Genomic DNA, 22,759 nt, shown 5'->3' on the forward strand with positions numbered 1-22,759 from the left:
ACTCGTGACGAAAGGGGTGCGTGATGTCGCTGGTCGTGGAGGTCGTCCGGTCCGGGTTCGTGGAGTCCAGGCACGAGGTGCGCATGCTGGCCCTCGACACCGTGGGCAGCCCCGCCGAGGCGCACGGGGCGGTGCACGTGCCGGCCTCGCCCCGCTCGACCATGAAGCCGCTGCAGGCGCTGGCGATGCTCCACAACGGCCTCAACCTGAGCGGCGAGCTGCTGGCGCTGGCCTGCGCCTCCCACGCGGGCGAGCCCTTCCACGTCGAAGGCGTCACGAAGATCCTGGCCGGGGTGGGGCTCGACGAGTCGGCGCTGCTCTGCCCCGAGGACTATCCGGAGGACCGGGCGGTGACCGAGCGCGGCCGCCTCTACATGAACTGCTCGGGCAAGCACGCCGCCATGCTCGCCGCGTGCGTCGCCAACGGCTGGCCCACCGCCTCCTACCTGGCGGTCACCCACCCGCTGCAGCGGGCGATCCGGAACACCGTGGAGGAGCTGACCGGCGAGCGGATCACCGCCTCGGGCGTCGACGGGTGCGGGGCGCCGCTGTTCTTCGTCTCGATGCTGGGCGTGGCCAAGGCGTTCCGGTCGCTCGCGCTGGCCGCCGACGACAGCAGGGAGCGGGCCGTGTTCGACGCGATGCGCGCCCATCCCGAGTGGACGTCAGGCACTCATCGGCCGGAGGCCGCGCTCATGCGGGCGCTGCCCGGCCTGCTGGTGAAGGCGGGCGCGGAGGGCTTCCAGGCGTTCGTGTTCGAGGACGGCAGGACCGGCGTCATCAAGATCGAGGACGGCTCGGGCCGGGCCCGCACCCCGCTCACCGTGGCGGCGCTGCGCTCGCTCGGCCTGACCTCGCCGGCGCTCGACGGGCTCGCCGTCCACCGCGTGATGGGCGGCGGCGAGCCGGTGGGCGAGCTGCGCGTGCGCACCACCCACCGCTGACCTCAGAGCGTGCGGAACTGACGGCTCGCCGAGATCGCGCCCGACGTGGTCGTGGTGAACGTGCGCATCGAGCCGGCGAACTTCGACAGGTCCCACTCCGCCGGGCCGTGGTACCAGTAGAGGTTGTCGGCCTGGTGTCCGTTGCCGGTCACCGACGCCACCAGCCGCGACCAGTGCTCCACCCCGTCGAAGATCACGGCGTACGGGAGATAGCGGGAGAACAGCTCGACCCGGTCCTTCTCCGCGACGTTGCCCACGTCGCCGGAGAAGAGGAAGTCGCGGAAGCCGAGCGTGTGCGCGAGCGCCGCCGCCCCCTTGGCGGTCTTGGCCGGCATGTACTGGCCGCCGACGGCCAGCGCGCCACCCGCGATGATGACGGCCAGCCCCAGCAGGCCGTAGGAGGTGAACCAGGCGAGCAGGGCCGTGGACACCACGCCGGCGACCAGGAGCACGACGCCGACCGTGGTCCAGAGGGTGCGCTCGGCGTCGGGACGGCGGGCGAACCAGCCCTGCCGCACCACGTCGGCGTAGAGGGCGTCGCGGACCTTGCCCAGGTGGGCCGCGAACGAGCCGGACAGCTGCGACAGCAGCACCGCCTCACGCCCCTCGAAGATGGCGTCGTAGAGCGCCTGCTCGTACGGCAGCAGCGTGTGGGACGGCGCGTGCGGCAGCCGCACCAGCAGCCAGTCGGGGGCGTCGTAGGTCTGCCGGGGCTGCTCGTCGATCCGCAGATAGCCGCGTACTGCGAGGTCCACGATGGTCGCGGTCACGTCGACCACGTCGGCCTGCTCGTCCACCAGCGTGCCGATCTGGCCCGGACGGACGCCGTCGGGCGGGGAGAAGTGGCCGTTCTGCACGGGGTTGACCGCGCCCGTCTCGTGGCTGACGACGCGGGCGTCGCGGCCCCGCGTCCAGTAGAGCAGCGCCACGCCGCCGAGCAGCAGCACCAGCAGGGCCGCCAGCGCGCCGCCGGTCACCGGGTTGAGCGCGAACGCGCCAGCCAGGGAGAAGCGCTTGTCGAGGATCGGCTGCCCGCCGCTCGCGCCCTCGGGGAAGCCCACCACGACGGTGAGGGCCTGGCCGGGCGCGAGGCCCTCCTGCTCGAAGTCGGCCTGGGTGCCGGTGTGGTCCATCGCCGCGGAGGTGCAGCCGATGGCGGAGGTGAGCTCGCCGGCGAAGCACGAGAGGTTCTGCACCAGGCCGGGGCCGGTGACCTTGACCGTGGCCTTGTCGACGGCGGTGTCCCAGCCGCTCACCGCGAACCAGCGCAGCTCCTCGGCGTCACCGGCGGGGGCGACCGCGCCCTTCACGTCGTACTCGACGGTCGCGGGCGAGGTGACCGTCAGCACGCCGTCGGCGTAGGTGCCGCCTTTGACGTTGGAGATCTCGTAGAGGCGGTCGTTGGCGTCGTCGTGGCGCGTGCGGGTGAGGAACGTCCGCTTCAGCTCGCCAGAGCCGCCCTCGAGCTTCTCGACGACGTGGACGGTGCCGCCCTTGCCCAGGGTCATGGTGACGTCGGCGGTGATGCCGGCGTTCGCCGCCATGGCGGGAGCGGCGATCAGCGCGAGAGCGGTCGTCACCAGTGCGGCCAGCGTCAGCCTGAAACCCGTCATGGCCGGTCATCGTATCGGGTCCGCCTGACACATCCGTAGGTGTCTGGATCAGTCGGAGATCGCGATGCGCAGCCGGCGGAAGCCGCGGCCCTTGCTCTCGACCTTGGTCACCTTGATGCGGCCGATCTGCTTGGTGGAGGCGACGTGGGTGCCGCCGTCGGCCTGGGTGTCGAGGCCGACGATGTCGACGATCCGCACGTCGCGCACCTCCGGCGGCACCAGGTTGGTGGCGGTGCGGATGATGTCGGGGATCGCGAACGCCTCGTCACGCGGCAGCACCCGCACGTCGATGCGGCGGTCGGCGAGGATCTCGGCGTTGCAGGCGTCCTCGACGGCCTCCTTGAAGCCGGGCGGCACCTCGGGCAGGTTGAAGTCCATCCGGGCGGTCAGCGGCTCCATGTTGCCGCCGGTGACCGGGCAGTGGAAGTCGCGGAAGACCACTCCGCACAGCACGTGGAGGCCGGAGTGGGTGCGCATCAGGGCGGAGCGCCGCTCGTCCGCCACGGCGGCGCGCACGACCGTGCCCACCGGCGGGATCGGGTCGCCCTCGGCGGGGATCAGCTGGAGGTCGTCGCCCTTGCGCACGCCGACGACGCGGGTCTCGACGCCCTGCCAGATGAGCACGCCGTGGTCGGCGGGCTGGCCGCCCCCGCCGGGGTAGAAGGCCGACCTGTTGACCACGATGCCCTCGGGGGTCGCGTCGAGGACCACGGCCTCGAAGTCGCGCAGGCTCTGGTCGGAGAGTTCGAGGCGCTCGGTGCGCCCGTGCAGCTCGGTGGTCATGCCGCGCGTCACCAGGGGCCGTAGGGGCCGCTGTTGCCGCCGCGCCCGCCCATGCCCTTCACCGCGGGCTTGACGTCCACGATGTAGATGGCGGCGGCGATCACCGCGGCGATGGAGAACAGCCCCAGCCCGATGCCCAGGAAGGCACGGCCTCCGATGACCAGGAAGTTGATCACGTACGAGTAGGCGCCGGCGGCCGAGAACAGCGTGGCCAGAATCAGGATGATCAGCCAGATGTTCTTCTGCAGCTTGCCCGCCGAGACGAACGCGTCGGCCGGCACCCGGAGCGCGTGCACCAGCGCGTATCCCGACATGCCCAGAACGATCAGGGACAGCACCGAGAAGAGGAGGTTGAAGACCAGGTTGATGAATTGCATGTGTTGGCTCCCGCCCAATGCCGCGATGAGTCGGGCTTCAGCCTAATGGCCGCCCGCGTTCCACGGGCACCGCTCAAGCGCCGGAAACGCGCGAAAGCCCGCCTCCGCGAGGAGACGGGCTTCGCCGGGTGGGTCAGGCCTTGGCCTTGGTGGTGCGGGTCCTCTTGACCGGCTGGGCGACCGGCGGCTCGGCGGCCTCCGACATCTCCTCCAGCTCAAGGGCGGCCTCGCCGCTGGTCTTGCTGACGACCTTGCGGCCGCGGACCGCGAACTCCTCGTAGACCTTGACGGCGCGGTTGGTGAACTCGTCGGCGTACTCGCGGGCCTTCTCCGGGAGCTCCTTGGCGATGTCCTCGGCCTTGCCGGCGTACTCGCGGGCCCTCTCCGGGAGATCCTTCGCGATGTCCTCGGCCTTGCCGGCGTAGGCGCGCGCCCTCTCGGGGAGCTCCCTGGTCAGCTCGGCGCGGCGCGACTGCAGCTTCTGCAGCCGCTCGGGCAGCTCGCGCAGCTTCTCCACGGCGTAGTCGCCGGCCCCCGCGACCGCGTAGAACGGCTTGGTGTCGGCGAGTTTCTTCACTTCGGTGGCGAGCGTCATGATGGGTTAACCTTCCTTCGTTTCCTGGTTGACGGGGCCGTTGCCGTTGCCCGCCGCGTAGGGCTCAAGTGCGGCGAGGAGTTCGGGCGGCAGCGGCTGTTCGTCGTCCGGTGCGGAGGCGGGCCGGGGGTGGGCGTTCTGGGAGGTCTGCTCGTCCCCGGCCGGTCCTTCCTTCCGGAACGACTCGTAGATGTCGATCAGCACCTGGCGCTGCCGCTCGGTGATGTGCGGGTCTTCGCGGATCGCCGTGATGACGTCGCTGGGAGGTTCGTGATCCTCGATGAGACCGGCCTGCACATAGAGCACCTGCGACGAGATGCGCAGGCCCTTGGCGATCTGGTTGAGGATCTCCGCACTCGGCTTGCGGAGGCCGCGCTCGATCTGGCTCAGGTAGGGATTGGACACCCCCGCCGCGGCAGCCAGCTGGCGCAGCGAGATCTTCGCCTGCTGCCGCTGCTCGCGGATGTATTCGCCGATCGAGCCGACTTTGGGAAGTGCCATGCCTCGATTATGCCGCCCGTTGCTTGCAGTTGCAAACGAACTGGTTAACACCTGCAAGCGCTAGAGCTGGATAATCCACAGGAACGGGGTCGATGTGACCAACGTCACGGACAGCGCGACGATGCCCGCCCGGGCCCTGCGCGGCAGCTCGGGAGCGGGCTTGATCAGGCGGTCGACCCTGGCCATGACGTTGCTGGCGTGCAGGCCGAGCATCCCGCTGGGAGCCGGCATGGCGCCCGCGGTGCCGAACCGCAGCAGGGCCGTGGCCAGCCGGCGCGGCGAGCAGTAACGGCGGGCCCGGTCGTCGGCCGCCATCTCGATGAGCAGCTCCACCTGCTCCTGCGCCTCGCACACCACCTTCGACCAGGGCAACGCCCGGCGCAGCGCGGCGAACGGCAACAGCACCAGATCGTGGCGCTCGCGTACGTGGGCCGCCTCGTGCGCCAGCACGGCGGCGAGCTCGTCGCGCGACCACAGCCGCAGCGCGCCCTCGCTCACCACCACCTGGGAGCGCAGCCCCGGCACGCAGTAGGCCGCCGCGCCGGGGTGGTCGAGCACCCGCACGCCCGGCACGCCGGGGTCGTCGCGGGAGATCAGCGCGAGCAGCGTGCGGTGGCGCCTGCGGGCGCGCAGCGCGTGCACCCCCGCCGAGATCAGCACCACGACCAGCACGGTCAGCGAGGTGAGGCCGGCGATCATGGCGAGCACGTGCAGCGGGTCCCACGCCGTGCCGGGCGCCTCGCCCTGGACGAACGCGACCAGGCCGGGCAGCACGCCTATGCCGTAGGGCTGCACCCCGAAGGCGAGCATGGCCCCGGTGGTGGCCAGCCCCCACGCCACGCCCAGCGACTGCCACAGGATGATGGCCAGCCGGGGCGCGCGGTAGGTCCAGCGAGCGGTGGTGAGACGCCAGGAGCCGATCGCGCACGCCGTGGCGAGCGCGGCCAGCACCGCTGCCGTGATCACTCTTCCTCCAGCTCCGTAAGGGCTCTGCGCAGGATCTCCGCCTCGTCTCCGGAGACGGCCTGGGCGAAACGGGTCAGGGCGGCGGAACGGTCGCCCGTCATGTCGAGAGCTCCAAGCATAAGCTCGGCGATGTAGCTGTCGCGGCTTTCCGCGGGTTCGTAGCGCCAGGCACGCCCGTCACGGGTGCGCCGGAGGAAGCCTTTGCGGGTGAGGCGGTCGAGAACGGTCATGACCGTGGTCGGCGCCAGGTCACGGTCGGCGATGAGACGGCCGACCTCGCGGGCGGTCAGCGGGATGCTCTCCACCCACAAGATATCCATGATGCTGCGTTCAAGCTCGCCAAGACCCTTCACACGCTCCAGCGTAGTACTACACGGCGTCGAGCAGCCATCCGGGATCCTGGTGAGATGGATATCACGCTGGTGCAGGGAGATATCACGAAACAGGAAGTGGACGCGATCGTGAACGCGGCCAACTCCTCTCTCATGGGCGGCGGCGGGGTGGACGGGGCGATCCACCGGAACGGCGGGCCCGAGATCATCGAGGAGTGCCGGAGGCTGCGCGCCTCCCAGTACGGGCGCGGCCTGCCGACCGGCGAAGCGGTCGCCACCACCGCCGGGCGGCTGCCCGCGCGCTGGGTGATCCACACGGTCGGGCCCGTGCACTCGCCGTTCGAGGACCGCTCCGGGCTGCTGGCCTCGTGCTACCAAGAGTCGCTGCGGGTGGCCGGGTCGCTGGGCGCCGAGTCGGTGGCGTTCCCGGCGATCGGCACCGGCATCTTCGGCTGGCCGCTCGCCGACGGCGCCCGCGTCGCGGTCGACGCCGTGCGCGCCTCGGTGGCGTCGGTGGCGTCGGTGGCGGAGGTGCGGTTCGTGCTGTACGAGGCGACCGCGTACGCCACCTTCGAAGCGGCGCTGTGACCGTCACGCGTCCCGGACGTCCGGCGCCACCGCCGGCCAGGGCACGGTGAGCTCGCCGAGACGCCAGCGGGCGCGGCCGCCGAGCGGCGGGTGACAGGGGATCGGCCAGGTGGCCGCGAGGGTCCGCGCCGCGGCGATCCAGCGCTGGCGCGCGCCATGCGAGCTGTACGGGGCGCTGACCGCCCACGCGTGGTCCCAGTCGCGCAGGAACGCGTGGATCCGCTCCCCGGGCACGTTGCGGTGGATGAGCGTCTTCGGCAGCCGGTCGGCCAGGTCCGACGGCCGCTCGAACGCGTCGAACCGGGCCGAGAACGTCAGCGTCCGCGGGCCCGACGCGTCCAGCCCCACCCACACCGCCCGGTGCCCCACCTCCGAGCAGGTGCCCTCGACCAGCACGCCGCCGGGGGCCAGCCTCTCCAGCAGCGCCCGCCAGTAGCGCCAGGCCTCCGCCTCCCCGTACTGGCGCAGCACGTTGAAGGCCCGCACCAGCACCGGCGGCCGGGCGACGGGCAGCTCGAAGCCGCCGAGCGCGAAGCTCAGCCCTTCCCGCTCGTACGGCTTGGCCGCCGCCACCCGGGCCGGGTCGATCTCGATCCCCACCACCTCGACGTCCGGCGCCACCCGCCGCAGCCGGGTGAACAGCTCCAGCGTCGTCACGTGCGAGGCCCCGTACCCCAGGTCCACCACGAGCGGCCTGGCGGTGGCGCGCAGCAGCCGGCCGTGGACGGCGGCGATCCACCGGTCGGCGCGCCGCAGCCGGTTGTGGCCGGTCGTGCCCCGGGTGATCGAGCCGACCGGTCTAGCCACTGACGCGGTGCACCTTGTGCTGGGCGGCCTGGGCGCGGGGGCGGATGACCAGGCGGTCGACGTTGACGTGCGCGGGCCGCGTCACGCACCAGGCGATCGCGTCGGCGACGTCGTCGGAGCTGAGCGGGTCGGGCACGCCCTCGTACACCTTGTCCGCCCGCTCGGCGTCGCCGCGGAACCGGGTCAGCGCGAACCCCTCAGAGCGCACCATGCCGGGCGCGATCTCCACGATCCGCACCGGCTGCCCGACCAGCTCCAGCCTGAGCGTCTCGGTCATGGACGTCTGCGCGTGCTTGGCCGCGCAGTAACCGCCGCCTCCCTCGTACGAGACCAGCCCGGCCGTCGAGGTCAGCATCACCAGCACGCCGTCGCCCGAGCCGATCAGCTTCGGCAGCAGCGCCTGGGTGACGCGCAGCGAGCCGAGCACGTTGGTGTCGTACATCCGCTGCCAGTCGTCCACCCGGCCTCCGGACACCGGCTCCAGCCCGAGCGCGCCGCCGGCGTTGTTGACCAGCACGTCGCAGCGATCCAGCGAGGCCGCCAGCTCGTCCACCGACTCCTGGGAGGTAACGTCGAGCGTCACCGGAGTGACGCCGGGCACCTCGGCCGCCAGCTTCTCCAGCCGGTCGCGCCGCCTGGCTCCGGCCACCACGTGGTAGCCCTCGGCGGCCAGCCGCCGCGCTGTCGCCTCGCCGATGCCGCTGCTCGCGCCGGTCACCACAGCCGTTCTCTTCATGCGCCACATCCTGCCAGGCCGCCCTTCGGGGACCCCCACTGTGATGCCTTGTCGGGAATGTCGAAAAAATCTGGACAGTTGTAAGTCACTTGGAGGTGATGTCGGGTGAGGCGACGACGGGTCAACCGGGTCGCGACGATCAGCATGCACACGTCACCGCTCGACCAGCCCGGTACGGGCGACGCCGGCGGCATGAACGTGTACATCGTCGAATCCGCCAAACGGCTGGCTCAATCGGGCGTGGAGGTGGACATCTTCACCCGCGCCACGGCCCGCGACCTGCCACCGGTCGCCGAACTGGCGCCCGGTGTCCTGGTCCGTCACCTGACCGCCGGACCGTACGAGGAGATGGACCGGGCCGACCTGCCCGGCCAGATGTGCGCGTTCCTGTCCGAGGTGCTGCGCATCGAGGCCATGTACGAGCCCGGCCACTACGACGTGATCCACTCCCACTACTGGCTGTCCGGCCAGGTCGGCTGGCTCGCCAAGGAACGCTGGGGCGTCCCGCTCGTGCACACCATGCACACCATGGCCAAGGTCAAGAACCGGCTCCTCGCCGAGGGCGACCGGCCCGAGCCGCAGGCCCGCGTCGTCGGCGAGGAACAGGTCGTGCAGATCGCCGACCGCCTCGTGGCCAACACCGCCGACGAGGCGCACGAGCTCATCGACCTGTACGGGGCCGCCGAACAGCGCGTCGCCGTCGTCAACCCCGGCGTCAACCTGACCGTCTTCCAGCCCGCCTCGCAGGGCGCCGCCCGGCAGCGGCTCGGCCTGCCGCAGGGCGCGCGCGTCCTGCTGTTCGTCGGCCGCATCCAGCCGCTCAAGGCCCCCGACGTGCTGCTGCGCGCCGCCTCCCGCATGCTCATCGACGACCCGTCACTGCGCGGCCGCCTCGTCGTCGCCTGCGTCGGCGGACCCTCCGGCAACGGCCTGGCCAGGCCGTCCATCCTCACCGAACTCGCCACCGAGCTCGGCATCGCCGACACCGTCCGGCTCGTGCCGCCGGCGCCGCAGCACGAGCTCGCCGACTGGTACCGCGCCTCCGACCTCACCGTAGTCCCCTCCCACAGCGAGTCCTTCGGCCTCGTCGCCCTGGAGTCCCAGGCCTGCGGCACCCCCGTGGTCGCCGCCGCCGTCGGCGGGCTGCGCACCGCCGTCCGCGACGGCGTGTCCGGGCTCCTCGTAGACGGGCACGACCCGCACGACTGGGCGCAGGCCATCGGCGGCCTCCTCACCGACCCGGCCCGCCTCGCCGCCCTCTCCGCGGGGGCGCGCGAGCACGCCGCCGCCTTCGGCTGGCAGGCCACCTCCGCACGCCTCATGGACGTGTACGCGCAAGCCGTCGCCCACCTGCACCGGCAGCCGGTGGCGGTGAACTCGTAGGCTGTAGCGCATGCGCGACCTCATCGAAGCCGCGCTCAAGGCCGCGGACGTCGAACACGACGAGCCGCGGCCGGGAGCGTTCCTCGCCAAGCTGCCCGGCCGGCACAAACTCGCCACCATGACCTGGCTGATCGTCGGCGAGCGGGTCCTGCACATCGAGGCGTTCTTCTGCCGCCAGCCCGACGAGAACCACGCCGAGTTCTACAAGTGGCTGCTCGCCAGGAACGGCTCCACGTACGGCGTCCACTTCTCCGTCGACCCCGTCGGCGACGTCTACCTGGTCGGCCGCATGCCCCTCACCGCCGTCACCGAGGAGGAGATCGACCGCATCCTCGGCTGCGTGCTCACCTACTCCGACGAGTCGTTCGACCGCGCCCTGGAGATCGGCTTCGCCTCCTCCATCAGGCGCGAGTGGGAATGGCGCAAGAAACGCGGCGAATCGCTCGCCAACCTGCAGGCTTTCGCCCGCTTCGCGGACCCGGAGCGCTCCTGAACCAGGCCGCCCTAGGATGGGGCGCATGGCGACTTTGGTGCTGCTACGGCATGGCGAGAGCGACTGGAACGCGAAGGGCCTGTTCACCGGCTGGGTGGACGTGAGCCTGTCGGCGAAGGGCGAGGACGAGGCCCGCCGGGGCGGCAAGCTCCTCACCGACGCCGGCCTCTACCCCGACGTCGTCCACACGAGCCTGCTCAACCGGGCCATCCAGACGGCCCAGTTCGCCCTCGGCGAGGCCGACCTCCTCTGGCTCCCGGTCAAGCGCTCCTGGCGGCTCAACGAGCGCCACTACGGCGCCCTCCAGGGTAAGAACAAGGCCCAGACCCGCGAGGAGTTCGGCGAGGAGCAGTTCATGCTCTGGCGGCGCTCCTACGACACGCCCCCGCCGCCCATCGCCGACGACGACGAGTTCTCCCAGGTGGGCGACCGCCGCTACGCCCTCCTCCCGCCCGAGCTGATGCCGCGTACCGAATGCCTCAAGGACGTGGTGGACCGGATGCTGCCGTACTGGTACGACGACATCGTCCCCGACCTGTCCGCGGGCCGCACCGTGCTCGTGGCCGCCCACGGCAACTCCCTGCGCGCCCTGGTCAAGCACCTGGACGGGATCAGCGACGAGGACATCGCCGGGCTCAACATCCCCACGGGGATCCCGCTGCGGTACGACCTGGACGAGCACTTCCGGCCGCTGAAGCGCGGCGGCGAGTACCTGGACCCGGAGGCCGCCAAGGCCGCCATCCAGGCGGTGGCCAACCAGGGCCGCTGACGCGCTGTGGGGGATTGTGCGGTGTGAGCCGTCTCGTCCTCGGTGAAAACCCTCAAGCCTTTTTGGGAAACCCCTCGGGCTGGGCGCCGTTACGCGTGCCTGACGGCCCGCTCAGCCCGCCGTAGGGCGTGAAGGCGCGGCCTTGCGCGGCACCGGGCGCTGCGCGCTTTTCGGCTCAGACGTGTTGTGCGGGGGCTTCGCCCCCGCGCCCCCGAGGACAGGCGCGGCCCTGCGCGGGACTGGGCGCTGCGCGCCTTCCGGCTCAGGCTGTGTCGAGTGGGGGCGAGCCCCCACACCCCCGGCGAGGGAGCTGCCGCCCCCTCGCGCTCCCCGGTCTCCCTTGCCCGGCCAGTGGATGGATCTTGCGGCGTTGACCGCCACTGACAACGACCATCCCCGCGAGTGCCGAACCGAAGGCTGGCGGCCGGGTTCACGTAGGCGATCCGGCACCGCTCAACTTGCTGTCAAGGCCGAATAGCCGAGAGCCAGGTCCCTTGGACACCGGATCGCTGACCACGAGCCCTCCTCGCCATTTCCCGAACTCATCGCGGTACCGATACTGCAGGTCACGAAGACGAGCGCCGAAATCAGCCTGCACGCGGGCGTAGAGCCCCGAAGAATGTGGATTCCCGGGCCGACGAGGACAATATGCCGAGGCTGCCATCGGAAACACCAAGGTAGAAGCCAGCAGGTCGGCGATCTGCAGTCCAGCGGGGTTCTCGCTGGCTGCGAACAGGGGCACTTCGCTGAGAGGCGTGTAGGGATCACCGCCCGTTCTCCACTTCTGAGTGAAGATTGAGTGGGACACACCGAGATTGGTCCGATGTTCCCTACCGTCCGCGATCAGGACTCCCTGGTCGCTGCGGGATGTCAGGAATTGGCAGAAGTGTCGGGCTATGTCCTGCACGGCATAGCCGTAGCTGGCGGTCGGGTTGAGACCCTTACCGGCTTCCTTGACCCATACTCGGCCGACCACGCGACACCCGTGGGTTTCTACGAGGTCGAGTAGATCTGAGCGGAACCGATCTGCCTTACGGCGCTGGTTACGTGAGTGGCTCCGGGTCATCTGCAAGATCTCGCTGCCCTTGATCTCCCCCAAGATGTGATCAAGCGCCAGTCCGCTTGCGAACCTTCCGGGGAAATGGGTGCGCTTCAGTGCGAGGAAGTCCCTGGTAAGCGCGGGGATGGAAGCACTACTGACGATGAGCCCCAGAAGCACCATGGCGGGCGTGGCCGTCAGACTCATGTCGGGGGACTCGCAGCCACCAGACTCATCCAGGTAGCAGAGTTGCACCAGGTCAAGATAGCGCTAAGGCCGCCCGTAGGCGGCCTTAGGATGTGGTGTTCGGGTTTCCCCTAGGCACCGGTAGAAAATTTCTACCCACATGTAAGCACGGTCGTGCGTGTGCGAGCAAACGCATCGGGGACGCCACCGGTGTCGGTCCTCAAGCATGTGGGCCTGGTGCTCATCCGCCGGTGCGATGCCCTGATCAAACGACATGCGCTCACTGGTCAGGACCGGGGAGCGCGAGGGGGCGGTAGCTCCCTCGCCGGGGGTGTGGGGGCTCGCCCCCGCACAACACAGGCTGAGCCGAAAGGCGCGCAGCGCCCGGCCACCGCGCAAGGCCGCGCTTTCAGGGCCTACGGCGGGCTGAGCGGGCCGTCAGGCACGCGTAACGGCGCCCAGCCCGAGGGGTTTCCCAAAAGATTTTCTGGTTTTGAACCTAATGACCAGCTTTGCGCCTAATGAAACGGCACCCCGAACCAGGCGCACACCGAACAAGATCGGGCACACAAACAAGATCAGGTACGCCGAATCAAATCGGGGTGCGCCACACCAGGCGGCGCACCGCGATCATCACTCCGGCCGCGTCCCCGTCACCAGATAGACGACATCCCGCGCCACACTCACCGCGTGGTCCGCGTACCGCTCGTAGTACCGCCCGATCAGCGTGATGTCGATCGCCGGCTCCACCCCGTGGCTCCAGTCCTTGCTGAGGATGGTGCGGAACAGCCGCCGGTGCAGCCGGTCCATCGCGTCGTCGTCCTGTTCCAGTTCCAGGGCGACCTCGACGTCGCGGGAGGCGATGCAGCCGCCGGCCTTGGTGACCAGGTTTTCGGCGATCTGTCCCATCTCGATGATGGTGGAGCGGATCTCGGCGGGGATGGCGGAGTCGGGGTGGCGCAGGCGGGCCACCTTGGCGACGTGGACGGCGAGGTCGCCCATCCTTTCCAGATCGGCGCCCATCCGCAGCGCGGTGATGACCAGGCGCAGGTCGACGGCCACCGGCTGCTGCCTGGCCATGAGGTCGAAGATGGACCCCTCGATGCCCGAGTAGAGCGCGTTCACCTCCTCGTCGCGGGAGATGACCTGCTCGGCGAGCTGGAGGTCCGCGTCGAGCAGCGCGGTGGTGGCGCGCGAGATGGCGGAGCGGACAAGCCTGGTCATCTCGACCAGCCTGTCAGTGAGGGCGTCTAGTTCTTCGTGGTACGCGTCACGCATGACGTCACCGTACGGCGACGTCTGTGAACGAACTCCGACTCGGAGGTGAACTTTCCGGGAAAGGGCGGTTCATCTCCCTGGTGAGGGGTCTGTGCGCGCGGGGGCGCCGCCTACCATCGGGAACATGAGTGAGATGGCCTTGAGCTTCGCGGCCCTGGCCGGCTTCGTCGTGGGGGCTCTGGCTGTGTTGTTCTACCGTAACCAGATCGAGGCGCCCAGCAGGAAGAGCGAGGTCTCCGATCCGGGGGTCACGGCGCTGCCGCAGGGCGTGGCCTCGGTGCTCGCGGTGCTGCCCTCGTCGGCGGTGGTGCTCGACGCGCACGACCGCGTGCTGAGGGCCAGTTCGGCCGCTCGCGCGTTCGGGCTCGTCAAGGGTGACCGGCTGATGGTCGCCGAGCTGCTCGCGCTGGCGCGGCAGGTACGGCGCGACGGCGAGATCCGTGAGACGGAGATCGACGTGGCGGGCAACAAGTTCGGCCAGGAGACCACGAGCTTCGCGGTCCGTGTGGCGCCTCTCGGCTCGTTCGGCCAGGTGCTGGTGCTGGCGGAGGACCAGACCGAGCGGCGCAGGGTCGAGGCGGTGCGCCGCGACTTCGTGGCGAACGTCAGCCACGAGCTCAAGACCCCGGTCGGCGCGCTGAGCCTGCTGGCGGAGACGATCCAGGACGCCGCCGACGACCCCGAGGCCGTCACCCGGTTCGCGGCCCGCATGCAGCACGAGGCGGCCCGGCTCACCTACCTGGTGCAGGACATCATCACGCTGAGCCGCATACAGGGCGCCGAGCCCATCCCGGCGCCCGCCCAGGTCTCCATCGACGAGGCCATCGGCGTCGCCATCGACCACTGCAACACCCGCGCCGGCGCCAAGGACATCACGCTCGTCACCGGCGGCACCGACGGGCTGCGCATCTGGGGCGACGAGGAGCTGCTGGTGACCGCGCTGCGCAACCTCATCGACAACGCGATCGCCTACAGCCCGGAGCACACCCGCGTGGTGGTCAGCACCCGCCCCGCCGGGGAGAGCGTCGAGATCAGCATCAGCGACCAGGGCATCGGCATCCCGGAGGAGGCGCAGGAGCGCATCTTCGAGCGCTTCTTCCGCGTCGACACCGCCCGCTCGCGCGCGACCGGCGGCACCGGTCTCGGCCTGGCCATCGTCAAGCACGTGGCCGCCTCGCACGCGGGCGAGGTCTCCGTCTGGAGCAAGGAAGGCTCCGGTTCGACCTTCACTTTGCGCCTGCCCGCCTTCGGTGGGACGGCCATTCCGGCACAACCTGCAATCCCTCTGGAGGCCGCCCCGTGACCCGTGTACTCGTCGTGGAAGACGAGGAGTCCTTCTCCGACGCCCTTTCCTACATGCTGCGCAAGGAGGGTTTCGAGGTCTCGGTCGCGGCGACCGGGCCCGAGGCCCTCGACACCTTCGACCGCAACGGCGCCGACCTGGTGCTGCTCGACCTGATGCTGCCGGGCCTGCCGGGCACCGAGGTCTGCCGCTCGCTGCGGCAGCGCTCCAAGGTCCCGGTGATCATGCTGACCGCTAAGGACAGCGAGGTCGACAAGGTCGTGGGCCTGGAGCTGGGCGCCGACGACTACGTGACCAAGCCGTTCTCCTCGCGCGAGCTGGTGGCGCGCATCCGCGCGGTGCTGCGCCGGCAGGGCGACGCCCCTGAGGAACTGGAGACCGCGGTGCTCGCCGTCGGCCCGGTGCGCATGGACGTCGACCGGCACGTGGTGGCGGTGCGCGGCGAGCCGGTGCAGCTCCCGCTGAAGGAGTTCGAGCTGCTGGAGGTGCTGCTGCGCAACGCCGGCCGGGTGCTCACCCGCGGCCAGCTCATCGACCGCGTGTGGGGCGCCGACTACGTCGGTGACACCAAGACCCTGGACGTGCACGTCAAGCGGCTGCGCGCGAAGATCGAGGCCGACCCGTCGAGCCCGCGCTGCATCCTGACCGTGCGCGGGCTCGGCTACAAGTTCGACACCGCCGAAGACTGACAGAACCCCTCCGTCCCGTACGAGTGCGCGTACGGGACGAAGGGGTTCTGGCGTGTCCTGGGGTCAGTGGGCCTCTTCCTCGGCCGCCTCGGTCGGCGTGGGCGAGGGGGTCGGCGCGGGGACGGCGCCCTCGACCGCCGGGTAGGACGCGTACTCGCGGCTGTGCGGCATCACGGGGACGTCCAGGGTGATCGTGCCGGCGTTGGCGAACTGGAGGTCCAGCCGGAGCGCCTCACCGCCTCTGAGGGCCTTGCTGAGGCCTTCCAGGGTGATCTGCGGCGTGGCGGCCTCCGCCTTGACGAGCTGGCCCACCGGGAGCTGCACGGGCGCGGCCAGCTTGGCGCTCGCGGCGTCACCGGCGCTGACGGACTGCAGCGTGTCGGGGGAGTCGCCGTTGTTGAGCATCGTCAGGTAGACGGGGACGGAGCCGCGCCACGGGATGCTGCCGCCGGGCTCGGGGCCGAGGATGAACGCCTGGGGCACGTGGATGCTCTGCTTGCCGTAGGCGCCCTGGTCGATCAGGGCCGCCGCCTCCACCGGAGCGTACGGCTTGGTGGTGTTGGCGTCGAAACCAACAGAACAGCCGGCGAGTACGGGGGCTGCCAGGAACGCGGCGGCGGCGACAATCCAGCGACGGCTGGTCACGAGCGGGTTCTCCTTGGTTCGCACATGGGGATGGGCAGCGCCTACCATATCCACCTGTTTCCAAGGTCATTTCCACACCCCCGCAGGTCATTCGGTATGTCCGGATATGCGATTCACAGAGTTGACCTCTTGTCAATCCCCAATATGCGGCTTTGACCTGCAGTTATGATGATTTCACTGTTCCGGGACCCTGTGGATGCGTGGTACTCTGGAGTACAGCGGAAGGGGTACTTGTCACATGACTTTCCAGGTCGGCGACACTGTCGTCTACCCCCACCATGGGGCTGCTCGGATCGAAGCAATCACGAAGCGATCCATCAAGGGTGAGGAAAAGACCTACCTGGTGCTCAAGGTCGACAAGGGCGACCTTACCGTCCAGGTGCCAGCTGAAAACGCAGAACTCGTCGGGGTGCGCGATGTTGTCGGCCAGGAGGGCCTGGAGCGCGTTTTCGACGTGCTGCGCATGCCGCACACCGAGGAGCCGACGAACTGGTCGCGGCGCTACAAGGCCAACTTGGAGAAGCTCGCGTCCGGTGATGTGAACAAGGTCGCCGAGGTCGTCCGCGACCTGTGGCGCCGAGACCGCGAGCGCGGCCTGTCCGCGGGCGAGAAGCGCATGCTCGCCAAGGCTCGCCAGATCCTCGTCAGCGAGCTCGCGCTCGCCGAGAAGACCAACGAGGACAAGGCGGAGGCCCTGCTCGACGAGGTCCTGAACTCCTGAGCGCGATCGTTCCACGGGTGGGCGTCGGAGTCGACGTCCACCCGTTCGCATCGGGCCGGGAGCTGCATCTCGCCGGCCTGCACTGGCCGGGCGAGACCGGCCTGACCGGCCACTCGGACGGCGACGCCGCCGCGCACGCGGCCTGCGACGCCTTGCTGTCCGCCGCGAGCCTGGGCGATCTGGGCGGCCTGTTCGGCACTGCCGACCCGCGCTGGGCGGGCGCGTCCGGCGCCGCATTGCTGGAGGAGACCGCGCGCAAGGTGCGGGCGGCCGGCTTCGAGATCGGCAACGTGGCCGTCCAGGTGATCGGTAACCGCCCGAAACTGGCTCCCCGGCGCCTGGAGGCGGAGAAGGCGCTCAGCGCCGCTCTGGGGGCTCCTGTGAGCCTCAGCGCCACCACCACCGACGGGCTCGGGCTGACCGGACGCGGCGAAGGGATCGCCGCGGTCGCGACCGCGCTCGTCGTCAACCTCACGCCGGGATCAGCCGTCCTTTAACCGGTGGGCAACCTGCCGCCCGCCTGTTCCATGGCCGACGGCGGTCCGCTCTGGCGCGGTGCGGATCGCCGTCTACCAGGGGTAACTTGCTGAAATGCCGGGTATGTCCCTCTGAAGACGCTTTCGGGGGGAGCTATACATGATCGGCGCGATCGTTTCCGCGGTAATCATCGGCGCCATCGTCGGCGCGCTGGCCCGGCTGATCCTGCCGGGAAAGCAGAACATGTCCATCGGCCTGACACTGATCGTCGGCATCGTGGCGGCTCTGCTCGGCACGCTGATCGCTCAGCTGTTCGGTTGGGCCGACACCAGGGGCATCGACTGGCTCGAACACATCCTCCAACTCGTGCTGGCGGTGATCGGAGTGTCGATCGTGGCCGGATCGGCCAGGGGGAAGGGTGGCGGAAGAGGGCGAACCACCACCTGAGCTGCAAATTTGTAAATCTCCGGCATAAAGGCTGGAGATCGGGTATCCCACTCCCCGTGCAGGATGAACCGCTCATCCTCACGGGGAGGTTTGTGTCATGACAATCCAGTCCATCCTGGGCGCCATCGTGATCGGCGCCGTCATCGGCGCCATCGGGCGTCTGCTGCTTCCGGGCCGGCAGGCCATCGGGTGGATCCTCACCATCGTCGTCGGCATCGTCGCCGCCCTCGTCGGCACGATGATCGCTCAGGTCATCGGCGTGGAGACGACCCCCGGCATCGATTGGATAGAACTGGTGCTGCAGGTCGTCCTGGCGGTCGTGGGCGTCGGCATCGTCGCCGGCCTACGCCGTGGACCTCGCGGTACAAGCATCTAGCCGGGGCCTGTGACCCCGGGAACCGTGCCTGATCCCGAGAGCACGGAGCAACACGCGCAAAGCCCGCCCGGCACTGATGCCGGGCGGGCTTCGCGCATGTCAGGCGGCGTTCTCAGTCCTCCGGCGGCAGGGGCGTGCTGCGCAGCCGCCCCGACGGCGCCTCCCCGGGGGACGGCCGGCCGTTCTCCTCGACGATGGGGTGAGGGGCGGTGTCCTCCAGGGCGTCCGCGGCCCGGCCGTCCTGCCCGCGCTCACCGGCGTCGGCGGCCTCCCGGCCGTGCCCCGGGTCCGGCTCGTCGTCCCGCACCACGGGCACGGGCTGCGTGTCGGCGCCCTTCTCGGCGCCCGTGGCCGCGCGGGGATGCACCAGGACGTCTCTCGGCTTGACCCGATCACCCCACCGCACGGGCCGCTCAGGCTCGGGCTCCGGTTCCGGCTCCGGGGCTCCCTCAGGGGCCGGTTCCGATAAGGACGCGGATCGTTCAGAAGCCGAATCCGGTACGGGCGAGGCCGCGGACGGTTCGGGGGCCGAATCCGGTGCGGGCGAGGGGGCCGTCTCCTCTTCGGGACGGTGGGCCGGCCAGCGGGTGACCTGCTCCGAGACCGGCGGGGTCTCCGGGGCGGGAGTGGGGCCGACGACCGGCGTCGTCTCCAGCGCGGCCGGGGCGGCGGCGGCCAGGGGCGGCGGCTCCTCGGACGGCCGCGGCCCGGCGGCCGGGCGCGGCAGCTCGACCGTCCTGTCCGCCTCGACGCCCCGGTGGAACGGCACGATGTCGTGCTCCCCCGTACCGTCGTGGTCGCGCGCGGACCCCCGGCCGTCCTGCACGTGCTTGATCAGCAGCATCCAGAGCCACAGCCCCAGGGCGAGCATCACCCACGGCGCGACGGCCACGCCGACGGCCGTCGGTGAGGCCGGGAACGCGTGGCCGAGCGCCGTGGCCACGTTCACCGCGGCGGCCGCCAGGATGAGCAGGACCAGCACCACCGCGGCCTGGGCGCGCACCAGCGCGCGGGCGGAGCGCAGCAGCAGCACGCAGATCAGCGTGACCGCGAGCAGCGCGTCGAACCCCGCCGGATAGAGGTAGGCGAGGTCGGGACGGGCGCCGCCGTGCACGGCCAGCGCCCGCAGATCGTCGAACGAGAGCACGCACGCGGCGCCCGTCAGCGCGGCGACGGCGAGTCCGGCCAGGGCGATGCCCAGGCGGCGGAGCGTAGAGGGGGGAGTCACGTCCATGGCGGTTCGAGCCTACAGAACAATGCACTCCCGGGCCGATCAACGCGACCGTCATCGCACATGGTGGCGCGGTAATCGCATCCACGACGGTGGCTGAGGCGTTAGCCTTGCTTTTGTGAGCCTGCGCCTTTACGACACCGCCACTCGCGACATTCGCGCATTCGTCCCGCTCGAAGCCGGCCGGGCGTCGATCTACCTGTGTGGCGCCACCGTGCAGGCCCCTCCGCACATCGGCCACATCCGCTCGGGCGTCAACTTCGACGTGCTGCGGCGCTGGCTCATGCGTTCCGGCTACGACGTGCTGTTCTGCCGCAACGTCACCGACATCGACGACAAGATCATCAGGGTGTCCGCCGAGGAGCGGGTGCCGTGGTTCGTCGTCGCCGAGCGCAACCAGCGCGCCTTCACCTGGGCCTACGACACGCTCGGCTGCCTGCCGCCGACCGTCGAGCCGCGCGCCACCGGCCATGTGCCGGAGATGATCGAGCTCATGCGGCGGCTCATCGACCGCGGCCACGCCTACGCCTCCGGCGGCGACGTCTACTTCGACGTGCGCTCCTGGGAGGACGAGTACGGCAAGCTCTCCAACCAGAAGCTGGACAACATGCGCGCGGCCGGCGACACCGACGACGAGTCGTGCAAGCGCGACCCGCGCGACTTCGCCCTGTGGAAGGGCGAGAAGCCCGGCGAGCCCACCTGGCCGACCCCGTGGGGCCCCGGCCGTCCCGGCTGGCACCTCGAGTGCTCGGCGATGGCCACCAAATACCTGGGCCCGACGTTCGACATCCACGGCGGCGGCCTCGACCTGATCTTCCCGCACCACGAGAACGAGATCGCCCAGTCCCAGGCGGCGGGCGACGGCTTCGCCCGCTACTGGATGCACAACGGCCTGGTCAAGATCGGCGCCGAGAAGATGGCCAAGTCGCGGGGCAACTCGCTGCTGGTCCCCGACATGGTGCAGAAGGTCCGCCCGGTCGAGCTGCGCTACTACCTCGCCGCGCCCCACTACCGCTCCTCCATCGACTACTCCGAAGAGGCGCTGCGGGAGGCCGCGACCGCCTACCAGCGGATCGAGGGGTTCGTGACCCGCGCCGCCGAGGTCATCCACGACGTCGACGCCGACGCGCCGCTCCCGCAGGCGTTCGCCGACGCGCTCGACGACGACCTCGGCACGCCTCAGGCGCTCGCGGTCGTGCACGAGGTGGTCCGCGAGGGCAACGTCGCGCTGTCCAAGGGCGACAAGGAGGCGGTGGCCCGGCTGCTCGCCGAGACCCAGAACATGCTCGACGTGCTGGGCCTCGACCCGCGCTCGCCGCAGTGGCGCACGGCGGGCTCCGACCTCAAGCCGGTGGTCGACGCGCTGGTCGTGGTCGCTCTGGAGCAGCGCAAGGCGGCCAGGGCCCGTAAGGACTACGCGGCCGCCGACGCGATCAGAGACCAGCTCGCCGAGGCGGGCGTCACCGTCGAGGACACCCCGCACGGCGCCCGCTGGGAGCTGCGCGGCTAACGGCGGCGGGTGCGCATCGCCTTCAGCACACGGACACCCGCCACCTCGCCGGCGACGATGCGCTGATACTCGTCCGACTCCATCGGACACAACGTGATGCGGCCCGCCCCGTCGAAGAGCAGGCCCCAGCCGTGCTTCTTCGGCAGGGGCGAGGCCCGCAGGCAGGCCTGCGACCTGCTGAAGAACCGGTCGCGCAGCTCGGCCCGCACGTCCTGCGGCGGCTCCGGGTCGTCCTGGCGCCGCAGCCAGCTCTCGAACAGCACGTCCTCCTGGGTGAGGGCGCCCGGATCGGCCGCGAGCAACTCGTACTGGACGCTCGCGACCGTCGGCTTGCCACCCCTCGGCAGCGGAACCTCGGCCCGGATGACCTGGGTGTCCTCGGCGACCGCGATGAGCGTGTCGTAGTAATTCAGATCCACGTCCGCCAACCTAGGCGGGCCAAGGGACTTGGCGGCGCAAGTACCCTTGATTCCATGGCAGCAGGGGGTAAGCCGGGCAGGCCCGCGAAGAAGAAGAGCCCGACCAAGGGCACCGGCGGCCAGCGTCGCCGCGGCCTCGAAGGCAGGGGCGCGACCCCGCCCGCCGAGATGCGCCACTGGTACAAGGACAAGGCCAGGGCAGAGCGCGTCGCCCGCGAGGAGCAGGGAGGCGGCACCCGCCGCGCCCCCGCGCGCACCAGGCGCTCCGACGACGCCCCCGAATACATCGGCGGCCGCAACCCCGTCCTGGAGGCCCTCCAGGCCGGCGTCCCGGCCAGTGCCCTCTACGTCGCCCACCGCGTCGACAACGACGACCGCGTACGAGACAGCGTCAAAATCGCCGCCGACCGCGGGATCGCCCTCATGGAGGTCACCCGCGACAAGCTCGACAGGCTGACCGAGGGCGCCGTCCACCAGGGCGTGGCCCTCCAGATCCCGGCCTACGACTACGCCCACCCGGCGGAGCTGGTCGAGCTGGCCCGCGACGCGGCCGAGACCCCGCTCATCGTCGCCCTCGACGGCGTCACCGACCCCCGCAACCTGGGCGCCATCGCCCGCTCCGCCACCGCCTTCGGCGCCCACGGCCTGCTCGTCCCGTCCCGCCGCTCAGCCGGCGTGACAGGCGGCGCCTGGAAGACCTCCGCCGGCACCCTGGCCACCCTCCGCGTCGCCCGCGCCGCCAACCTCACCGCCGCCCTCCGCGAATACCGCGACGAAGGGCTCTTCGTCATCGGTCTCGACGGCGCGGGCGACGCGGAGATCGGCGACGTCGACCTCCTGGCGGAGCCCCTGGTCGTGGTGGTCGGCTCCGAAGGGAAGGGGCTGTCGCGGCTGGTCCGCGAGCAGTGCGACGTGGTCGCCCGCATCCCGATGCGCGCGGCTGCGGAGTCGCTCAACGCGGGGGTGGCGGCAGGGGTGACCTTGTACGAAGTGGCTCGTCATCGACGGCGGTGACCGTCTACACTGATAGGCCGTGCCGACGTAGCTCAATCGGCAGAGCATCTGTCTTGTAAACAGAAGGTTTGGGGTTCGATTCCCCACGTCGGCTCTTCACGACGAAGCCTCTGAACTGGTGTCTCCGGTTCAGGGGCTTTGTGTTTGTCAGGACAATTCTCGCGATCTTGCTACAGGAGACTCCGTGACTCTGGAAGAGCATTCCGGTACGTGGACCTACGATCCCCAGGCGGAGGCCGCGTACATCTACCTGCGGGGTCCCATCACGCCCGGTGGCGTGGCGCGGACGGTCACGGTGGACGGTCCCATGGTGAACTTCGACCTGGACGAGAGCGGCCGGGTGATCGGTATCGAGATCCTGGCCGCGTGGCCAGGAGAATAGGAAAAGGGCCGTACCGAGCTGGGAGGGCTGCTTGACAGTGCCACTACCAGCGCAAATCCGACCCTATGATCGCGAACTGTCACCGGAGTATTAGGGTGGTCCCCGACCTAACGGGGGTTGCAGAGGACCACGGAAACGACGGGAGTCGCAGTGCA

28 protein-coding genes and 1 tRNA gene are annotated in these 22,759 nt (G+C 70.3%); 15 read left to right on the plus strand and 14 right to left on the minus strand.

Annotation, left to right across the window (positions count from 1 at the left end; all coding sequences use genetic code 11):
• Nucleotides 1-23: 23 nt before the first annotated feature.
• Nucleotides 24-944, plus strand: coding sequence for an asparaginase (locus ACZ6YG_RS31650; RefSeq protein ID WP_466020024.1), 921 nt, complete (start codon nt 24-26; stop codon nt 942-944).
• A gap of 2 nt (nt 945-946) precedes the next feature.
• Here ACZ6YG_RS31650 and ACZ6YG_RS31655 read toward each other — a convergent pair whose 3' ends face one another.
• The 7 genes from ACZ6YG_RS31655 to ACZ6YG_RS31685 form a co-directional block, all read right to left on the minus strand.
• Nucleotides 947-2,557 (minus strand): DUF2207 domain-containing protein, encoded by a 1,611-nt coding sequence (locus tag ACZ6YG_RS31655; protein ID WP_466020025.1) that lies wholly within the window; start codon nt 2,555-2,557, stop codon nt 947-949.
• A 48-nt stretch (nt 2,558-2,605) separates the two neighbouring features.
• On the minus strand, nt 2,606-3,340 hold the full coding sequence (locus ACZ6YG_RS31660) for an alanyl-tRNA editing protein (RefSeq protein ID WP_148036675.1): 735 nt from the start codon (nt 3,338-3,340) through the stop codon (nt 2,606-2,608).
• A gap of 8 nt (nt 3,341-3,348) precedes the next feature.
• Nucleotides 3,349-3,717, minus strand: coding sequence for a DUF2516 family protein (locus ACZ6YG_RS31665; RefSeq protein ID WP_148036676.1), 369 nt, complete (start codon nt 3,715-3,717; stop codon nt 3,349-3,351).
• Between the two features lie 133 nt (nt 3,718-3,850).
• On the minus strand, nt 3,851-4,312 hold the full coding sequence (locus ACZ6YG_RS31670) for a hypothetical protein (RefSeq protein ID WP_271278950.1): 462 nt from the start codon (nt 4,310-4,312) through the stop codon (nt 3,851-3,853).
• Nucleotides 4,313-4,318: 6 nt separating this feature from the next.
• The gene (locus ACZ6YG_RS31675) at nt 4,319-4,813 is read right to left on the minus strand and encodes a helix-turn-helix domain-containing protein (RefSeq protein WP_148036678.1); all 495 of its coding nucleotides are present in this window, start codon (nt 4,811-4,813) and stop codon (nt 4,319-4,321) included.
• Between the two features lie 60 nt (nt 4,814-4,873).
• Nucleotides 4,874-5,779: a M56 family metallopeptidase gene (locus tag ACZ6YG_RS31680; protein ID WP_219546159.1), complete on the minus strand. Its 906-nt coding sequence runs from the start codon at nt 5,777-5,779 to the stop codon at nt 4,874-4,876.
• Nucleotides 5,776-6,132 (minus strand): BlaI/MecI/CopY family transcriptional regulator, encoded by a 357-nt coding sequence (locus ACZ6YG_RS31685; protein WP_148036680.1) that lies wholly within the window; start codon nt 6,130-6,132, stop codon nt 5,776-5,778. Before ACZ6YG_RS31685 ends, ACZ6YG_RS31680 begins: the two co-directional genes overlap by 4 nt.
• Before the next feature lie 54 nt (nt 6,133-6,186).
• Here ACZ6YG_RS31685 and ACZ6YG_RS31690 point away from each other — a divergent pair, with 54 nt between their 5' ends.
• The gene (locus tag ACZ6YG_RS31690) at nt 6,187-6,699 is read left to right on the plus strand and encodes an O-acetyl-ADP-ribose deacetylase (protein WP_466020026.1); all 513 of its coding nucleotides are present in this window, start codon (nt 6,187-6,189) and stop codon (nt 6,697-6,699) included.
• 3 nt (nt 6,700-6,702) lie between these two features.
• Here ACZ6YG_RS31690 and ACZ6YG_RS31695 read toward each other — a convergent pair whose 3' ends face one another.
• Nucleotides 6,703-7,506, minus strand: a complete 804-nt coding sequence (locus ACZ6YG_RS31695) for a class I SAM-dependent methyltransferase (RefSeq protein ID WP_148036682.1) — start codon at nt 7,504-7,506, stop codon at nt 6,703-6,705.
• Nucleotides 7,499-8,242 carry an SDR family NAD(P)-dependent oxidoreductase gene (locus ACZ6YG_RS31700; RefSeq protein ID WP_466020027.1) on the minus strand — a complete coding sequence of 248 codons (744 nt, stop codon included), beginning with the start codon at nt 8,240-8,242 and terminating at the stop codon, nt 7,499-7,501. The genes ACZ6YG_RS31695 and ACZ6YG_RS31700 overlap by 8 nt, the downstream gene beginning before the upstream one ends.
• Before the next feature lie 105 nt (nt 8,243-8,347).
• Here ACZ6YG_RS31700 and mshA point away from each other — a divergent pair, with 105 nt between their 5' ends.
• The 3 genes from mshA to ACZ6YG_RS31715 are packed head-to-tail and all read left to right on the plus strand — an operon-like array spanning nt 8,348 to nt 10,887.
• Complete coding sequence (gene mshA, locus ACZ6YG_RS31705) at nt 8,348-9,625, plus strand: D-inositol-3-phosphate glycosyltransferase (protein ID WP_416276725.1); 1,278 nt, start codon at nt 8,348-8,350, stop codon at nt 9,623-9,625.
• Between the two features lie 10 nt (nt 9,626-9,635).
• Nucleotides 9,636-10,118 (plus strand): type III secretion system chaperone family protein, encoded by a 483-nt coding sequence (locus ACZ6YG_RS31710; protein ID WP_466020028.1) that lies wholly within the window; start codon nt 9,636-9,638, stop codon nt 10,116-10,118.
• A 25-nt stretch (nt 10,119-10,143) separates the two neighbouring features.
• Complete coding sequence (locus ACZ6YG_RS31715; protein ID WP_148036685.1) at nt 10,144-10,887, plus strand: phosphoglyceromutase; 744 nt, start codon at nt 10,144-10,146, stop codon at nt 10,885-10,887.
• 430 nt (nt 10,888-11,317) lie between these two features.
• Here the strand turns inward: ACZ6YG_RS31715 and ACZ6YG_RS31720 are convergent, their stop codons facing one another.
• Both ACZ6YG_RS31720 and phoU read right to left on the minus strand, forming a co-directional pair.
• On the minus strand, nt 11,318-12,181 hold the full coding sequence (locus ACZ6YG_RS31720; protein ID WP_466020029.1) for a DUF3800 domain-containing protein: 864 nt from the start codon (nt 12,179-12,181) through the stop codon (nt 11,318-11,320).
• 564 nt (nt 12,182-12,745) lie between these two features.
• Nucleotides 12,746-13,390: a phosphate signaling complex protein PhoU gene (gene phoU / locus ACZ6YG_RS31725; protein ID WP_148036686.1), complete on the minus strand. Its 645-nt coding sequence runs from the start codon at nt 13,388-13,390 to the stop codon at nt 12,746-12,748.
• A 124-nt stretch (nt 13,391-13,514) separates the two neighbouring features.
• Between phoU and ACZ6YG_RS31730 the strand changes: the two genes are divergently transcribed.
• A complete protein-coding gene (locus ACZ6YG_RS31730; protein WP_246640229.1) occupies nt 13,515-14,693 on the plus strand; it encodes a sensor histidine kinase in 1,179 nt (392 codons plus the stop codon).
• Nucleotides 14,690-15,382: a response regulator transcription factor gene (locus ACZ6YG_RS31735; RefSeq protein WP_148036687.1), complete on the plus strand. Its 693-nt coding sequence runs from the start codon at nt 14,690-14,692 to the stop codon at nt 15,380-15,382. The genes ACZ6YG_RS31730 and ACZ6YG_RS31735 overlap by 4 nt, the downstream gene beginning before the upstream one ends.
• A 63-nt stretch (nt 15,383-15,445) precedes the next feature.
• Here ACZ6YG_RS31735 and ACZ6YG_RS31740 read toward each other — a convergent pair whose 3' ends face one another.
• Entirely contained in the window at nt 15,446-16,027 is a 582-nt protein-coding gene (locus ACZ6YG_RS31740) for a copper chaperone PCu(A)C domain-containing protein (RefSeq protein WP_261809065.1), read from the minus strand.
• A 238-nt stretch (nt 16,028-16,265) separates the two neighbouring features.
• Here ACZ6YG_RS31740 and ACZ6YG_RS31745 point away from each other — a divergent pair, with 238 nt between their 5' ends.
• The 4 genes from ACZ6YG_RS31745 (at nt 16,266) to ACZ6YG_RS31760 (ending at nt 18,048) form a co-directional block, all read left to right on the plus strand.
• Entirely contained in the window at nt 16,266-16,748 is a 483-nt protein-coding gene (locus ACZ6YG_RS31745; protein ID WP_043624891.1) for a CarD family transcriptional regulator, read from the plus strand.
• A gap of 17 nt (nt 16,749-16,765) precedes the next feature.
• On the plus strand, nt 16,766-17,245 hold the full coding sequence (ispF, locus tag ACZ6YG_RS31750; RefSeq protein ID WP_466020030.1) for a 2-C-methyl-D-erythritol 2,4-cyclodiphosphate synthase: 480 nt from the start codon (nt 16,766-16,768) through the stop codon (nt 17,243-17,245).
• A 139-nt stretch (nt 17,246-17,384) separates the two neighbouring features.
• Nucleotides 17,385-17,672, plus strand: a complete 288-nt coding sequence (locus ACZ6YG_RS31755) for a GlsB/YeaQ/YmgE family stress response membrane protein (protein WP_271279252.1) — start codon at nt 17,385-17,387, stop codon at nt 17,670-17,672.
• A 97-nt stretch (nt 17,673-17,769) separates the two neighbouring features.
• On the plus strand, nt 17,770-18,048 hold the full coding sequence (locus ACZ6YG_RS31760) for a GlsB/YeaQ/YmgE family stress response membrane protein (RefSeq protein ID WP_271279251.1): 279 nt from the start codon (nt 17,770-17,772) through the stop codon (nt 18,046-18,048).
• A 112-nt stretch (nt 18,049-18,160) separates the two neighbouring features.
• Here the strand turns inward: ACZ6YG_RS31760 and ACZ6YG_RS31765 are convergent, their stop codons facing one another.
• The gene (locus ACZ6YG_RS31765) at nt 18,161-19,282 is read right to left on the minus strand and encodes a DUF2637 domain-containing protein (protein ID WP_466020031.1); all 1,122 of its coding nucleotides are present in this window, start codon (nt 19,280-19,282) and stop codon (nt 18,161-18,163) included.
• Between the two features lie 115 nt (nt 19,283-19,397).
• On the opposite strand from ACZ6YG_RS31765, the gene cysS reads away from it, so the two are divergent.
• A complete protein-coding gene (gene cysS / locus ACZ6YG_RS31770) occupies nt 19,398-20,789 on the plus strand; it encodes a cysteine--tRNA ligase (protein WP_148036692.1) in 1,392 nt (463 codons plus the stop codon).
• On the opposite strand, the gene ACZ6YG_RS31775 is transcribed toward cysS, so the two are convergent.
• Nucleotides 20,786-21,208: a DUF6157 family protein gene (locus ACZ6YG_RS31775; RefSeq protein ID WP_466020032.1), complete on the minus strand. Its 423-nt coding sequence runs from the start codon at nt 21,206-21,208 to the stop codon at nt 20,786-20,788. The genes cysS and ACZ6YG_RS31775 overlap by 4 nt on opposite strands.
• A gap of 54 nt (nt 21,209-21,262) precedes the next feature.
• Between ACZ6YG_RS31775 and rlmB the strand changes: the two genes are divergently transcribed.
• The 3 genes from rlmB to ACZ6YG_RS31790 all read left to right on the plus strand — a co-directional run bounded on the left by rlmB (nt 21,263) and on the right by ACZ6YG_RS31790 (nt 22,604).
• Nucleotides 21,263-22,222 (plus strand): 23S rRNA (guanosine(2251)-2'-O)-methyltransferase RlmB, encoded by a 960-nt coding sequence (rlmB, locus tag ACZ6YG_RS31780; RefSeq protein ID WP_271279248.1) that lies wholly within the window; start codon nt 21,263-21,265, stop codon nt 22,220-22,222.
• Nucleotides 22,223-22,243: 21 nt separating this feature from the next.
• Nucleotides 22,244-22,316, plus strand: a tRNA-Thr gene (locus ACZ6YG_RS31785).
• A 90-nt stretch (nt 22,317-22,406) separates the two neighbouring features.
• Nucleotides 22,407-22,604 (plus strand): DUF2283 domain-containing protein, encoded by a 198-nt coding sequence (locus ACZ6YG_RS31790; RefSeq protein WP_397199616.1) that lies wholly within the window; start codon nt 22,407-22,409, stop codon nt 22,602-22,604.
• Nucleotides 22,605-22,759 lie beyond the last annotated feature (155 nt).

The sequence above is a fragment of the Nonomuraea sp. NPDC054003 genome (assembly GCF_055585125.1).